This is a genomic window from Legionella quinlivanii, from assembly GCF_900461555.1.
Taxonomy (GTDB): Bacteria; Pseudomonadota; Gammaproteobacteria; order Legionellales; family Legionellaceae; genus Legionella_C; species Legionella_C quinlivanii.
The window spans coordinates 2,632,531-2,645,836 of record NZ_UGOX01000001.1 but is presented as its reverse complement, the minus strand read 5'-3'; the positions used below and the strand labels follow the sequence as shown (position 1 = coordinate 2,645,836).

The following is a 13,306-nucleotide window of genomic DNA, read 5'->3' as shown; positions in this document are numbered from 1 at the left end:
CCTACACTATCCATATAGTAAAAAGATTAAACTTCAGCAGGGGTTTCGCTCTGATTGATTGCGTTTAGTACCCATTGAACCTGGCTAGTGAGATCAATGTCAATGTAGGAAAGCTCTTCATAGCGGTGATCTTCGTAGGGATTAGACTCCGCATCTTCTGCTTTGATCCGGGCAATTTGCTTATCCCTTTCCTGATGCAGCCAGACAATCTGAGGTTCAAACAAATGAAGCATGCCCTCAACCCATTGATCAAGAATCATCCAGTAAGGGTCATCTTCCAGTGTCATTTCATACTTTTTGATGAAACTGGACACGTGTTTTGCATCATACCAGATCTCGGAGGATACCCATCGGTTTACGGTAAACAGACGTATCGGCTGGCCAAGGCAATTCATGGAAATAGCCACGATATGGGTCATTGGGTTATCCATATTTTTATCCCAGTCGGATAAAGGAGTAGGCGTAATTTTGGCAGGGATCCCCTTATAGCGCAGGAAACAATGAAAATGGCCATGCTCCATGCTTTCATAATCTTCACGATGGCAATGATAAAAATACTGGGCTCCCGTTTGGCGATCAATACGATCTCCCTTGGGATAATGGCTCATCGACTCGTGACGGCGCTTCTTTTGCAGGGTGTAATGAATAATGTTTTTTCCTTTGGCAGTCGTCATCTGTTGCTGGGCTTCCAGAATCTGAGACGCATAGGCCAAAAGTCGGGATTGTTTCGTTTTACTCAAATAAGGTAATGAAAATTCAGACATAAATACACGCTGGAAAAAAAGGAAGCGTTTCCGCTTCCTTTAAAAAATATTAGCTACCGCTGCAGCCGCCACAACCTTTGCAGCCATTGCAACCTTTGCAACCTTTGCATCCGTTGCAGCCTTTACAACCTTTGCAGCCTTTGCAACCAGCGCAACCACTTGCTTGAGTAGTAGTTGAATCAGCATAGGCAGCAGGAACAACAGAAGCAGCTGAAAGGGCAGTCAGTAATGCGGCCACGGCTAAAGTCGATTTTTTCATGATGAATCCTTCCTTTGAAAAAGTTTAGAATTTGAAACACAGTTAAGGACCAGAAACAGTTATCTGGCACATTTACTCCTTTGGAACTTTGTGAGCCGCAGTTAAAGCTTGCTTACAGTTTCAAAAGGTCAATTTAATTATATTAGAGTGGCGCATTTGATCAAGCTATGTTCTTCATATTTTTGAAAATTTTTGTCGTCAAAGGTTTCATTATGATTAAGAGAAGTTCACATTGGCAATTTATGGCGGGTCAAAGTTTTAAGCCGGAACCTTCATTGGGCATACAATCATCTTTCATCTCTCCTATCCTCTGTCTGAACTGATGCGATTTACTTATAGTTGTACACGAATTAACAGTGAGCGATTGATTTAACAGATTGTCTACGGGTTGCCACCAGGAGGAACTGCGATATTCGGATTCATTTTTTTGAAGGGTATTTGCAAAAGCGGCTAAAGCCTCACTTGCCTGAGGGATGGTTTCTAACTTGTCAATCAGCTGATTAAGCCGATTGATTTCAATAAGATTACCGGGCTGTTCTTTAACTAGCGCATTGGCTTGAAACCGGGACTGATAATCCTTCAGTGTTTTAAGCAATTCGTCCCGAAGGACGAAATCTTTTAAATCAATCATGAGATCTTGCAGTAACACTTCAATTTGGGAATTGGGTACAATTCTTGATAAATCATCTGTTCCAAATATTAACTGGCTAATTGCATTCAGCTCAGCTTGTCGAATATGCGGCCTATCTTTGCTTAATTTATTAATAATTGTATTAATCCCCGTGATCGCATTATTAACCCAATTGATTTCGGGGTGATAGTCTCTATGCTTTGCTTCATAAATACGTATTGATAAATCATCGACAATTTTTGTGATTAGCTCTGCTTCCTGTGCAAACCTGATTTGCTCAATGTTTTTATACAGTAAGCTTATTTCCCGGTGAGTTTCTTTAATATCTTTAATCAGATTCTGAGGATGAAAAGGGTTTCGGCCAGTGACAGGGATTTTCGTTTCAGTCCAGAACCGGTCAAGATCAGAAGCACTATTGATATCAATAGCGACTAATTGACTATTATTCTGAGCAATCACATCATTCACCTGCTTCAATTGATCATCAAACAACAGGCCAATAGCGTCATGGTGGCCTTCCTGATGATAAGATTGAAGGATTTCAGCCATTTTATGGCCTTTGAGCCCTGCTGGCGCGCGGACTATTTCAACATTATGTACATCATAGGCCTCAAGAATATTAACAATTTCATTGGTGGGTTTTGTTCCCAGATAGTTACTCAATGCCTGCAATCCTCTATCCACAATGCCAGGTCTGGCAGTTAATATCAAAATGTCATAGCCTTCTTTTTGAGCTCTGCGGACATATTCCAATAAAACCTGTCTCATATGGCTTTGTTTATTGCGAAGGCCATAGAGAGGATTCTTGTCAATTTTTTCTACCAGAGTAGTTCCGTCTATATCAATCGCGATGAAACCTTTGGATGATCGGGGCATGTAAGTTCATTAGGTAAATTGCTTACTATTTATTCTAGTAGAAAAGAAGTTGCTTTATTATCGATGGGACTGTTTTTAAACTGGCGCTTAAGTTATAATATTAGGCATCTAGGTAAAAATAAGGTCAATCATGTCTCAGCTCAGCCGCTTTAAAAAGTCGTCAAATAAAATTGAATTTTTAACTGATCCTTATCTGGACAAAGCGTTTTACGATGACTTATGTGCCATGTCGAAGGAAGAGAGAGAACAATATGCAAATGAAATAGTTGAGCAAATCAAGCATGATGGTGGTATGGAGTTATTAATCATTCGTTTGACCGATCTCTGTTTTGAAGCCAAAGGTGAAAAATTTATTCGAGCTGACAGCGGCGACTTTTTCGCGAATATCTTGCTTAAGATTATAAAAGAACTGGATGGAGACGCTTTTGCAAAGGCTTATCAAGAAAGCAATATTAAAAATGCCTATCCGAAAGATTATGCGTTTAATGAAAAGATAGACCAAATTCTGAATATTATAAGAAGCATTGCTGCAAGAAAAGGAGAGCTGCATCAACAATACCTCTACAGTAATCTGGCTATTAAAATATTCAATTCCTTGATTATGGAAGGTATCGTTAATCCTCAGGAATTAGCACCATTACAACAGATAATTGCAAATAAAACTGCATTGGATGAGTACTTTACCACGCATCTTTCAGATCCAAAAGATTTCAGCGCTGGCGTAGAGCCTTATTTTGAAGCGCAAACAAAAGCCCAGGATGAAAAAGAAGAATTGCACAATAATGCGATTCAGAACATCAAACAGTTAATTCGCAGCAAACCCTGGAGTATACCCGGTTTCTTGTTTATTCGAGGCGGGGTGGATATGAATGTCGACGGCAGAACATTGAGAGTACCTCACCGAGTCGCTGAAATGGCTAGAGCTATTGAAACTTATGAAGCCAAACAAAACAAAACGGAAAATGATTTGTACGACCTGTATGAGCAGATAAAGGATATCGCTCAGGAAGCCCTGGATAATCCACGACAGGGTCGCCAGCCTTCCACTACAAAGTTTTATAATGATGTGCTTGAAAATGTGTACCGGGCCAGAGACGTTAACCTGGTGAACACTAATGAGGATGATCGTGCCAGATTGTTAGGTCTGGATTAATAAGCAATCGTTGAGAACGTCAGCGTTTTTCATGGTGACGTTCTACCGTGTACCCTCTGGCTAAAAACGTTCAGGATCCGCTTTTAGCCAGTGTTTTTTGAAGCATTCCGGAATCTCTTCGCCAAGCAATTGTCCGGGTTTTAAATAATCATAGATTTCGTTAAAGGGTTTAACACAATCCGCACTGACTCGTCTCATCAGATATTCAGGTGAAAGGTCGCTGGGATTACATAATCCCATCGCACCTACCATCTCAAGAAAACTCCTGACGGTGTTATTATGAAAATTCAGTACACGGTATTGTTTCTCTTCGACCACCAGACCACGTTGTAATCTTAAATTTTGGGTGGCAACTCCGGTAGGGCAGGTATTGGCATTGCATTGCTTTGACTGAATACAGCCTACTGCAAACATCATGGCGCGTGCCGCATTACACATGTCCGCTCCCATCGCGATATTGGCGACCAGATCAAAGCCGCTGGCTACCTTTCCACTGGAAATTATTCGGACTTTATCCCGTAAATTAACCCCTACCAGGGCATTATGGACGAAAACCAAAGCCGCTTCCAAAGGCTCTCCCACTCGATTGGTATATTCAACCGGTGCGGCTCCCGTACCGCCTTCAGCGCCATCCACTGTGATGAAATCAGGAGTAATGCCGGTTAAAAGCATTGCCTTGCATATCCCCAGAAACTCATGGCGTTTGCCTATACACAGTTTAAATCCTACCGGTTTGCCTCCGGATAATTGTCGTAAATGTTTTACAAACTCCAGTAAAGTACGCGGAGAATCAAAGGCTGTGTGGGCTGGCGGAGAAAGAATATCGCCTCCGATTTTAATTTTTCGCACCTTCGCAATTTCCGGAGTCACTTTAGCTGCTGGCAAAATCCCTCCATGCGAGGGCTTTGCCCCTTGCGAGAGTTTGATTTCAATCATTTTGACTTCTTCGCGAGTCGACTCGGTGACAAACTCCTTTTCATCGAAATTGCCATTGTCATCCCGGCAGCCAAAATAGGCAGTCCCAATCTGGAATATAATGTCGCCGCCCTGCAAATGATAGGGGCTTAAGCCACCTTCACCGGTGTTGTGAGCAAAATTTCCCAGTTTTGCTCCTTTATTAAGCGCCATGATGGCATTAGGTGATAAAGAACCATAACTCATTGCAGAGATATTCAGACGTGAGGCACTATAAGGCTTGCTGCAGTCAGGTCCGCCGACCACAATTCTGGGTTCAACTTCTGATACATGTTTGGGAGAGAGCGAGTGTAAAACCCAGGTATAACCGACCTGTGTAATGTTACGGCTGGTACCGAAGGGAATCGTATCGCGAACATTTTTTGCGCGCTCATACACCATGCTTCTGATTTCACGATTATAGGGAAGCTCTTCCTGATCATCCGCAATAAAATATTGCTGAATCTCAGGCCTTAGAAATTCCATGATGAACCGAAAATGACCTAATACCGGGAAGTTTCTAAGGATGGAGTGTTTGGTTTGTATCAGATCGTAGATACCCACAATAATGATTGGTACCAGAAAGACAATGCACCAGAGGGTGTCGTGCATCATGATTAGGAAAAAAATAAAGCTTAACAGGACGAGCCCGAATCCAATATACCACTGGCGCCGCATAGTTAAATCCTCTTATAAAACGGGTAAGGAATACAAGCCAGGAGGCTTGTATTCAGGATGAAATTACTTCGTAAATACCTCATATTCAGGGTACCACATGGTTTCCTTTATCGCTGTTTCAATTTCCGCATCACTGATTTTATCTGCATGGTTTTCCTTAATAGCCTGTAAAATCACTGCCTTGGCAATATGTCGGCTTACATCACGAATGACTCGAAGATCGGGCAGCAGAGCGCCTTCACCCTTAATCATTGCCGGAGACAGATCGCTCAATGCCATGGCGGCGGCCATCATCATTTTATCGGTGACGCGACGTGCTTTTCCGGCAACTACTCCCAAGCCTACACCTGGAAAAATATAGGAATTGTTGCATTGGGAAATTTCAATCGGATGAGAACCGATCAAGACCGGATCAAATGGACTTCCTGTGGCAACCAGTGCTTTACCGGCACTCCAGTCAAGAATTTGCTGCGGAGTCGCTTCAGCCCGTGAAGTGGGATTTGATAGTGGGAATACGATGGGCCGATCACAGTAGCTGGCCATACTGCGTATCATTGGCTCGCTAAATTGCTGCGGTTGGCCGGAAACCCCGAGCAGGATAGTTGGTTTGGCGTTATTAATTACCTCCAGGAGGTTAATCTGTTGTCTGTTTTGGACTGTCCAGGTTTTTAATCGGTTTTTGGATTGAACAAAGCCTTTTTGGAAGGGCAGAATATTTTCCAATCCTTCCTGTAGTAAGCCCATCCTGTCGACGAGATAAAAACGTGATCGAGCCTCTGATTCGCTAAGCCCCTGATTCATCATGGCCTGCACCAGTTGCTCGCTGATGCCGCAGCCAGCTGAACCGGCACCGAGAAGGGCGATACGGTGGTCTTTTAGTGGAACACCCGAAACACGCGTTGCAGCAATGATAGCGGCTACTGCAACAGCAGCTGTTCCCTGAATATCATCGTTGAAGGTACAGAGCTGGTCACGGTATTTTTCGAGAATTGGATAGGCATGCTGTTGGGCAAAATCTTCAAACTGCAGCAGTACATTGGGAAAGTATTTTTTGACTGATTGCACAAACTGATCAATAAATTGATCATAGTCCTCTCCTGTAATACGGGAATGCCGCCATCCTAAATACTCAGGATCATTAAATTTTTCCTGATTATTGGTACCCACATCCAATACAATAGGTAATGTATGAGCGGGATGGATACCTCCGCAAACGGAGTAAAGCGATAATTTTCCAATAGGAATTCCCAGACCGCCAGCCCCCTGATCGCCCAATCCCAGAATCCGTTCGCCATCAGTGACGACGATCACATCAATCCGTCGATTTCTCGCAACAGTTGAAAGGATCTGTTCCATTCTATCCCGTTCCGGATAACTAATAAATAACCCGCGGGGTTGACGATAAATACGATGAAACTGCTGACAGGCTTCCCCCACTACCGGGGTATAAATTATAGGTAATACTTCGAGCAAGTTATCAAGGACAAAACGATAAAATAACACTTCGTTGCGATCCTGCAACGCTCTAAGATAGATATGTTTTTCAAGAGGAGTATCTTTCGCATCATAGGCATCGCGGCTGCGTCTCAGTTGCTCGAGAATGCTTTCGGTATTGCAGGGAAGGAGTCCATGCAGCTCAAACAAATCCTTCTCAGCTTCAGTAAAAGCGGTGCCTTTATTTAATAAGGGGTCTTTTAATATTTCCTGGCCGCGTGCCGTAATTTTGGAACTCATAACCACTCCCTGGTAACTGTAATTTAAAATGCCAAATGAACATATATTAGGCTCTGTGAACCTAGTTCATTGGCTGAGAGAAATCAAGATCCTCATTGCAATATTTATCAAGTTTCTGATTCCAGATATCACACTGGAGTTTTACCACCTGATTCAGAGAACCACTTTCCTTGAAAACCTTCCTCAGCAGAAAAGCATCATTGATTTTGTTAAGAATATCATTTTGCAGTAGATTCATAAAATATTGATTGTTTAAAAACTCAATTTGCGGCCTTATTTTTTTTAGCGTATTAAGAATATCATCCTGTATCAGATGATGCTGGCCATTATCGGAGTCAATGATGTCGCCCTCAAAACCATAACGGCTTGCCTGGAACCGGTTATAACTGTATAAAAAATAAAGATCATGACTGACTTGAGTGGGGCGTTCTTCAAGAAGATAAAGTGAAAGGCTTTGTAAATAAGCCGCGATTTGAATGGCTTTACCAAGGCTTAAAGGCGTATCACATACCCGGACTTCCACCGTGCCGAACTCTGGTTTGGGACGAATATCCCAGTAGAAGTCTTTCATGCTGCCGATTATTCCGAGTCGGCGAAATTTATAATAGTACTCAGACAACTCATTCCAATTAATTAAGTAGGGGATTACACCACTTAAGGGAAAGGCGCTAAAGATACTGGAACGGGAAGAGCAATAGCCGGTGTCCACTCCCTGATAAAATGGCGAGGATGCTGCTATTGCAATGAGTTGCGGAACATATCGACCTAATGCATGGGTCAGATACAAAGCATCCTCGGGGCTGGTGCAGCCGATATGAATATGCTGCCCAAAAATAGTGGCTCTTTTTGAAAGATAACGGTATTTTCTGGCCAGATTTTTGTAACGTTTTGCTGGAAAAATCTTTTGCTTAGACCAGCGCTCATAGGGGTGAGAGCCGCCGCCGCAAATATAAGCGCCGACTCGCTCGGCTTCCTGTAACAGGTATTGCTGCAGTTCTGAAAACTCGTGAAGCATGCTCTGAGCCGACTGATGCACTGAGGAGTTAATTTCAATCATGCTCTGAGTAATTTCCGGAACAATACGCGTTTCAAAATTACTGCCATGCACATCTCTTATGATGTCTTTTGAGCAAAATTTGTGCCCCCAGCTTCTCGGATTGATTAATTGAAACTCAAGTTCTATTCCAATCGACACCAGAGCTGATTTTTTGAAAGGTAATCGTCGCATTGTCGTCCTGTTATTTTCTGCAATCCATTGCATAGGAAATTCGATACCAACCTATATTCAATTATAATCTGTAAATCCTAAATGTTCTAAAAATAATCAAGTAGGTTGCCGATTAACCCAATTATCAGCGACTGTGCGATTTAATTCTTTCAATCCTAAGGCGAATCCAAAATATGTCGATATGAGTCTTAAATGCCATTCTGATTATCATTTGGGCATTCGCTGCAAGCCTGAGAACGCATTCTGCATTAAAGGATTAAATAACAACAAGGAAGAAAACATGAGCCCGGAAAAGATTTCATACTTTGTATTAATGGGGGATAGCCTGACCGACCGTGGCACTATTGCGAATAAATATTTATGGGGTTGTATTCCTATGAGCTGGATAACCGGTCTGGATAAAAAATCACCGGATGGCCGTTTCACCAATGGCTATGCATGGAGTGATCATCTGAGCGCCGGTATTGCTGAAGATTTCATTATCAAAGAGGTAGGTAAAGAGTACAAAATGGATGCGACGGACATTAGCGACGCAGTGATTGCCCATGATAGTAAAGTTCGAGCACATGTTCAGGATAGTTATGATTTGGATGATGATCTGGTAGTCCGCTATAAAGGAGTTGATTTCGTTAGAAATTACAGCGAAGGGGGATTAAGCGCGCATGATTATAGCTGGGTTCCAAGCTCAAGTTTGAGCCGTTTCTTTAATCGAATGGTGGTATCAACGCTTGAAGAAATGCGGGAGAAAATGATCAAATATGACGAGACTCATCAGGTGTCGAATACACAGAAAAAATCAACACTGGTTATTGAATGGTCTGGAGCCAATGATTTAATCACGGTTAATGAGCGGCCCACTATTGGCGAAGCAAAAAAAGCTTTGAAGGCCAGAGTTGAAAATGTTGAGGAACTAATAAAAAAAGGCTACTCGAATTTTATTTTATTTAATCTGCCGGACTTGTCATTTACTCCCATGTATCAGCAAAAAAGTGAATATGAGAGAGAGAATGCTCAATCCTGCTCGCTTTATTTTAATGAGCAGTTACGGCTAGCCTGTAATGAGTTAAAGATTCGCTATCCCCATTGTTCAATTGAATGCTTTGATATTAACTCGCTGTTTACTGATATAATTCAGCATCCCCTGAAATGGGGATTTGATCCAGAGAAGGTGAGTACTCCTTATTATGGCTCTGCTGATTTTTACAATGAAGACGGCAGCTCGCCGGCAAAGGGTTATATTTTCTGGGATACTATTCATCCTTCCGCCGATATGCATGCTCTTCTTGCTCATCATTTCTATCTGAAATATCAGTTCAAATACAATTTTATTGCGCCTGATTTTTTAGGTGAAAGCCAGCGAAAAGAGGCGAGTTCAACTATTAGTGAATTGCGGCGTCAGTTTATTCAAGAATACGGCACCCGTCTGGCCAAAGATAAAAACAGCTTTTTTGGCAGCTTGTATCGTTCCAATATTGATTATAAAAATGCCAGTCTCGAAGAGATATTTCGTCACGCACTGTATGAAAAGGGCTATAGAACGCGCGCCAGCATCACTCATTTAAACTGGATAGACAAGAAGGGAAATATCACTTTGAAAGTGCCGCCTTTGGAAACTGCAAAAATGGTTGTGGAGGCGAAGGAGGGGATAAGAAGGGAGCGCCCTGAAGACGAGAGGTTGTCAAAAAGAATGTAATCAGGCAGGCCCAAAATGGGCCGAGTGTTTTAAGTGCCGCAGGTTGATTCAGCGTTTAACCGTCACCCTTACATCATTGGCGTGAGCTACAGAATGTGGTTTGCTTACGCTAACGACCACTTGCTCAAGATTGAATTCTTCTTTAATTAAAGCAGCCACACGGTCTGCGACAGTTTCAATTAATTGAAACGAATTGGATTCAACATAATCAGTCACGCTTCGACAAAGCGCATCGTAATCAATCGTTTTATTAATATCGTCATTACACTGGCTAAAGTCGCTGGGAATACTGATGTCAATAAACAAATTCTGGTTAATTTGCTGTTCCCAGTGATGTACGCCAATGCGGGTGGCAATTCTTAAGGCTTTAATTTCCAGGATATCCATTTTTTAACCAACAAAGACAAAAAGGGCAGGGTAGCAAAGTTTGAGGGCTTATACAATCATATAACCTACGTCCCGACTATCCCCCCTCCGTGCCAACCATACCGCCTACGTTCCACGACTTGTTCGGGGGACCCAGGAATACTCAAAACCCGTTTTTGCGAGCGACAGCGAAGCAATCCAGCTCTTAAGCCTGTTCAGAGTTGGATCTGGATTGCTTCACTTCGTTCGCAAAGACTTCAGGTTCTGATAAAACCGCAAAACGCAGGATTTGCCTGAACTATGCCGATTTCTGCAGACTAATTAATTCCTTTATCCCAGTCTCAGCCAAATCCAGCATGCCATTTAATTGAGCGCGGTTGAAACTTTTTTCCTCCGCGGTGCCTTGTATTTCAATAAAGTCACCGGCTTCATTCATAACGACATTCATGTCCGTTTCAGCAAGCACGTCTTCTGCATAGTCCAGATCCAGCACGGATTGCCCGCGGTAAATCCCTACTGAGACGGCTCCGACATAAGTGAACGCCGGCATTTTTTTAATTTTCTCACGGCTAACCATCCAGTTCAGCGCGTCTCTTAATGCAAGACAAGCCCCAGTAATGGCAGCTGTTCTTGTTCCTCCGTCAGCCTGAAGCACATCACAGTCGATGGTAATAGTATTTTCACCCAGCACTTTAAGATCGAAGCAGGCGCGAAGTGAGCGGCCAATCAAACGCTGAATTTCAAGGGTTCGGCCGCCTTGCTTTCCTTTACTGGCTTCCCGGTCAGAGCGGCTGTGAGTGGCTCGGGGCAACATTCCGTATTCTGCAGTAATCCAGCCTTGATTTTTTCCCTTGAGAAACCGTGGAACACCGTCTATAACTGAAGCATTACAAATAACTCGAGTCTGGCCAAATTCGACCAGTACAGATCCTTCAGCATGCTGCGTATAGTTGCGGTGCAACTGAATGGTTCGAAGTTGATTGGGTTCACGATTGCTGGGGCGCATGGTTTGCTCCTCGATAAAATTGCAAAGTATACCCCTTTCTTCTTAATGATGCACGCAGACTTGCATTTGTACAAATTTAGTTTATAGTCGGCCATCCTCAGAAAGAATTAGTAGTAAAACTCGATTATGACTAATAGTATGACCGCTTTTGCACGAGAGCAAATTCAAGTAGACGGCATGATTTTTTGCTGGGAAATTCGTTCGGTAAATCATCGCTATATGGACGTTTCCTTTCGCTTGCCAGAACCTTGGCGTTTTCTCGAAAATGATCTGCGGACAATGCTTAGAGGGCAGATTAGCCGCGGTAAACTCGAGTGTCAGTTAAAACATCAGGATAATTCCGGTATTGAAAAAACGATTGCAGTTAATGAGCCTTTATTGAATGCTTTAGTTAATACGGCTGAAAAACTATCCAGTGATAACCATCTGGCCAATGATATGAGTCTGTCAAAGGTGCTGGCATGGCCTGGAGTTGTAAACATAGAACAACCGGTTCTTGAGCAATATTCGGCTTCGATTTTAGACCTGTTCAATCATACGTTAAAACGGCTGCAGTTAATGAGATCTGCGGAAGGAGCGGCACTGCATCAACATGTACTGGATAAACTTTCACGGTTAAAAACCGAGATTGAGAAAGCCCGCGGGTTTGCCGGGAAGAACAGCTTGCTCGCCCGCGATAAACTGCTGACCCGATTGCAGAGTCTGAATCTGGAAGTGGATAGCAGTCGAATTGAACAGGAATTGGCGATTCTTTTAAGTAAAATGGATGTAAACGAAGAGCTGGAACGATTGTCGGTTCATATCCATGAAGTGAATAATAGTCTCAATGCAAAAGAGCCCGCGGGGCGGCGGCTTGATTTTTTAATGCAGGAATTGAATCGCGAAGCAAACACACTGAGCTCAAAATCTGATTCCATTGAAATGACGCAGTCTGCGGTAGAAATGAAAGTATTAATCGAGCAAATGCGAGAACAAATTCAAAATATAGAGTAAAGATAAATGGCGAATGATGGCACAGGAAATTTATTTATCGTAGCGGCTCCTTCAGGCGGGGGAAAAACCAGTCTCGTGAAAGAGCTTGTTAACAGCATGCCTGATATTGAGGTGTCTGTTTCGCATACTACCCGTTCCATGCGTCCGGCCGAAAAAAATGGCGTGGATTATTTCTTTGTTTCGGAAAGCGAATTTCTCCGCATGATTAACGACTCAGCGTTTATTGAATACGCAAGAGTTTTCAACCATTATTATGGTACTTCAGTGGCTCAGATTAAAGACAGGCTGGCTGCCGGAATCGATGTTGTTCTTGATATCGACTGGCAGGGAGCGCAGCAAATCAGAAGATTGTTTCCCGGCTCGGTCAGCATATTCATTATCCCCCCTTCGCTTGAAATTCTCAAACAGCGGCTTCAAAACCGTAAGCAGGATAATGAAGCGGTGATTGGGAGCCGGATGTTACAGGCACAGGAAGAATTGAGCCATTATTCCGAATTTGATTATCTGATTGTCAATGACAGTTTCGAGGTCGCGTCCGCTGAATTAAGGTCCATTGTACTTGCCAATCGTTTAAACATACAGCGGCAATCAGTAAAGATTGCAAAATTACTTTCCTTCTTATTAGCATCGAAGTAAAATAGATTATTTTGGTTATAAGCTTAAGATCGTGACTGCGGGCCCTGGTGAAACCGGTTCAGGCTTACTATACGACTGATGCTATAACTTAATACTTGTATTGTGGGGGTTCTAATGGCACGTGTCACAGTTGAAGATTGTTTGGAGCATGTTGCGAATCGCTTTGAATTAGTGATGGTTGCAACCAAAAGAGCGCGTGAGATTGCTGTTCGCGGCGAGCAGCCTTTAGTGGAATGGGAAAACGATAAACCGACGGTTGTGGCTTTAAGAGAAATTGCGGCTGGATTAGTAAAACCAGATATTCTGGATAAAGATTAATTCAAATCGGCAGTATC

Annotated in this window: 13 protein-coding genes; 5 read left to right on the top strand and 8 right to left on the bottom strand. The window is 42.8% G+C overall.

The window, feature by feature from the left end:
* Positions 1 to 26 precede the first annotated feature (26 nt).
* The 3 genes from DYH61_RS11265 to DYH61_RS11255 form a co-directional block, all read right to left on the bottom strand.
* Complete coding sequence (locus DYH61_RS11265; protein WP_058507628.1) at positions 27 to 764, bottom strand: DUF6969 family protein; 738 nt, start codon at positions 762 to 764, stop codon at positions 27 to 29.
* Between the two features lie 49 nt (positions 765 to 813).
* Positions 814 to 1,023, bottom strand: coding sequence for a hypothetical protein (locus DYH61_RS11260; protein ID WP_058507627.1), 210 nt, complete (start codon positions 1,021 to 1,023; stop codon positions 814 to 816).
* 250 nt (positions 1,024 to 1,273) lie between these two features.
* Positions 1,274 to 2,530 carry a hypothetical protein gene (locus tag DYH61_RS11255; RefSeq protein ID WP_058507626.1) on the bottom strand — a complete coding sequence of 419 codons (1,257 nt, stop codon included), beginning with the start codon at positions 2,528 to 2,530 and terminating at the stop codon, positions 1,274 to 1,276.
* 130 nt (positions 2,531 to 2,660) lie between these two features.
* Between DYH61_RS11255 and DYH61_RS11250 the strand changes: the two genes are divergently transcribed.
* The gene (locus tag DYH61_RS11250) at positions 2,661 to 3,683 is read left to right on the top strand and encodes a hypothetical protein (RefSeq protein ID WP_058507625.1); all 1,023 of its coding nucleotides are present in this window, start codon (positions 2,661 to 2,663) and stop codon (positions 3,681 to 3,683) included.
* A 60-nt stretch (positions 3,684 to 3,743) separates the two neighbouring features.
* Here the strand turns inward: DYH61_RS11250 and DYH61_RS11245 are convergent, their stop codons facing one another.
* From DYH61_RS11245 to DYH61_RS11235, 3 genes are all read right to left on the bottom strand, one after another.
* Positions 3,744 to 5,315, bottom strand: coding sequence for an FMN-binding glutamate synthase family protein (locus tag DYH61_RS11245; RefSeq protein WP_058507624.1), 1,572 nt, complete (start codon positions 5,313 to 5,315; stop codon positions 3,744 to 3,746).
* A gap of 63 nt (positions 5,316 to 5,378) precedes the next feature.
* Positions 5,379 to 7,049 (bottom strand): NAD-dependent malic enzyme, encoded by a 1,671-nt coding sequence (locus tag DYH61_RS11240; RefSeq protein ID WP_058507623.1) that lies wholly within the window; start codon positions 7,047 to 7,049, stop codon positions 5,379 to 5,381.
* Between the two features lie 61 nt (positions 7,050 to 7,110).
* On the bottom strand, positions 7,111 to 8,277 hold the full coding sequence (locus tag DYH61_RS11235) for a YbdK family carboxylate-amine ligase (protein WP_058507622.1): 1,167 nt from the start codon (positions 8,275 to 8,277) through the stop codon (positions 7,111 to 7,113).
* A gap of 280 nt (positions 8,278 to 8,557) precedes the next feature.
* Between DYH61_RS11235 and DYH61_RS11230 the strand changes: the two genes are divergently transcribed.
* On the top strand, positions 8,558 to 9,970 hold the full coding sequence (locus DYH61_RS11230) for an SGNH/GDSL hydrolase family protein (RefSeq protein ID WP_065236160.1): 1,413 nt from the start codon (positions 8,558 to 8,560) through the stop codon (positions 9,968 to 9,970).
* A 48-nt stretch (positions 9,971 to 10,018) separates the two neighbouring features.
* Here the strand turns inward: DYH61_RS11230 and folB are convergent, their stop codons facing one another.
* Both folB and rph read right to left on the bottom strand, forming a co-directional pair.
* On the bottom strand, positions 10,019 to 10,357 hold the full coding sequence (gene folB / locus DYH61_RS11225; RefSeq protein ID WP_058507620.1) for a dihydroneopterin aldolase: 339 nt from the start codon (positions 10,355 to 10,357) through the stop codon (positions 10,019 to 10,021).
* Between the two features lie 277 nt (positions 10,358 to 10,634).
* Positions 10,635 to 11,342, bottom strand: coding sequence for a ribonuclease PH (gene rph, locus DYH61_RS11220; RefSeq protein ID WP_058507619.1), 708 nt, complete (start codon positions 11,340 to 11,342; stop codon positions 10,635 to 10,637).
* Between the two features lie 126 nt (positions 11,343 to 11,468).
* On the opposite strand from rph, the gene DYH61_RS11215 reads away from it, so the two are divergent.
* The 3 genes from DYH61_RS11215 (at position 11,469) to rpoZ (ending at position 13,289) form a co-directional block, all read left to right on the top strand.
* On the top strand, positions 11,469 to 12,335 hold the full coding sequence (locus DYH61_RS11215) for a YicC/YloC family endoribonuclease (RefSeq protein WP_058507618.1): 867 nt from the start codon (positions 11,469 to 11,471) through the stop codon (positions 12,333 to 12,335).
* Between the two features lie 6 nt (positions 12,336 to 12,341).
* The gene (gene gmk / locus DYH61_RS11210) at positions 12,342 to 12,971 is read left to right on the top strand and encodes a guanylate kinase (protein ID WP_058507617.1); all 630 of its coding nucleotides are present in this window, start codon (positions 12,342 to 12,344) and stop codon (positions 12,969 to 12,971) included.
* Between the two features lie 114 nt (positions 12,972 to 13,085).
* On the top strand, positions 13,086 to 13,289 hold the full coding sequence (gene rpoZ / locus DYH61_RS11205; RefSeq protein ID WP_058507616.1) for a DNA-directed RNA polymerase subunit omega: 204 nt from the start codon (positions 13,086 to 13,088) through the stop codon (positions 13,287 to 13,289).
* The last annotated feature ends 17 nt before the right edge of the window (positions 13,290 to 13,306 follow it).

Excerpts from the sequence above, each read along its gene's own strand:
- DYH61_RS11265 (WP_058507628.1), bottom strand. The coding sequence starts at position 764 with ATGTCTGAATTTTCATTACCTTATTTGAGTAAAACGAAACAATCCCGA.
- DYH61_RS11260 (WP_058507627.1), bottom strand. The coding sequence starts at position 1,023 with ATGAAAAAATCGACTTTAGCCGTGGCCGCATTACTGACTGCCCTTTCA.
- DYH61_RS11255 (WP_058507626.1), bottom strand. The coding sequence starts at position 2,530 with ATGCCCCGATCATCCAAAGGTTTCATCGCGATTGATATAGACGGAACT.
- DYH61_RS11250 (WP_058507625.1), top strand. The coding sequence starts at position 2,661 with ATGTCTCAGCTCAGCCGCTTTAAAAAGTCGTCAAATAAAATTGAATTT.
- DYH61_RS11245 (WP_058507624.1), bottom strand. The coding sequence starts at position 5,315 with ATGCGGCGCCAGTGGTATATTGGATTCGGGCTCGTCCTGTTAAGCTTT.
- DYH61_RS11240 (WP_058507623.1), bottom strand. The coding sequence starts at position 7,049 with ATGAGTTCCAAAATTACGGCACGCGGCCAGGAAATATTAAAAGACCCC.
- DYH61_RS11235 (WP_058507622.1), bottom strand. The coding sequence starts at position 8,277 with ATGCGACGATTACCTTTCAAAAAATCAGCTCTGGTGTCGATTGGAATA.
- DYH61_RS11230 (WP_065236160.1), top strand. The coding sequence starts at position 8,558 with ATGAGCCCGGAAAAGATTTCATACTTTGTATTAATGGGGGATAGCCTG.
- folB (WP_058507620.1), bottom strand. The coding sequence starts at position 10,357 with ATGGATATCCTGGAAATTAAAGCCTTAAGAATTGCCACCCGCATTGGC.
- rph (WP_058507619.1), bottom strand. The coding sequence starts at position 11,342 with ATGCGCCCCAGCAATCGTGAACCCAATCAACTTCGAACCATTCAGTTG.
- DYH61_RS11215 (WP_058507618.1), top strand. The coding sequence starts at position 11,469 with ATGACTAATAGTATGACCGCTTTTGCACGAGAGCAAATTCAAGTAGAC.
- gmk (WP_058507617.1), top strand. The coding sequence starts at position 12,342 with ATGGCGAATGATGGCACAGGAAATTTATTTATCGTAGCGGCTCCTTCA.
- rpoZ (WP_058507616.1), top strand. The coding sequence starts at position 13,086 with ATGGCACGTGTCACAGTTGAAGATTGTTTGGAGCATGTTGCGAATCGC.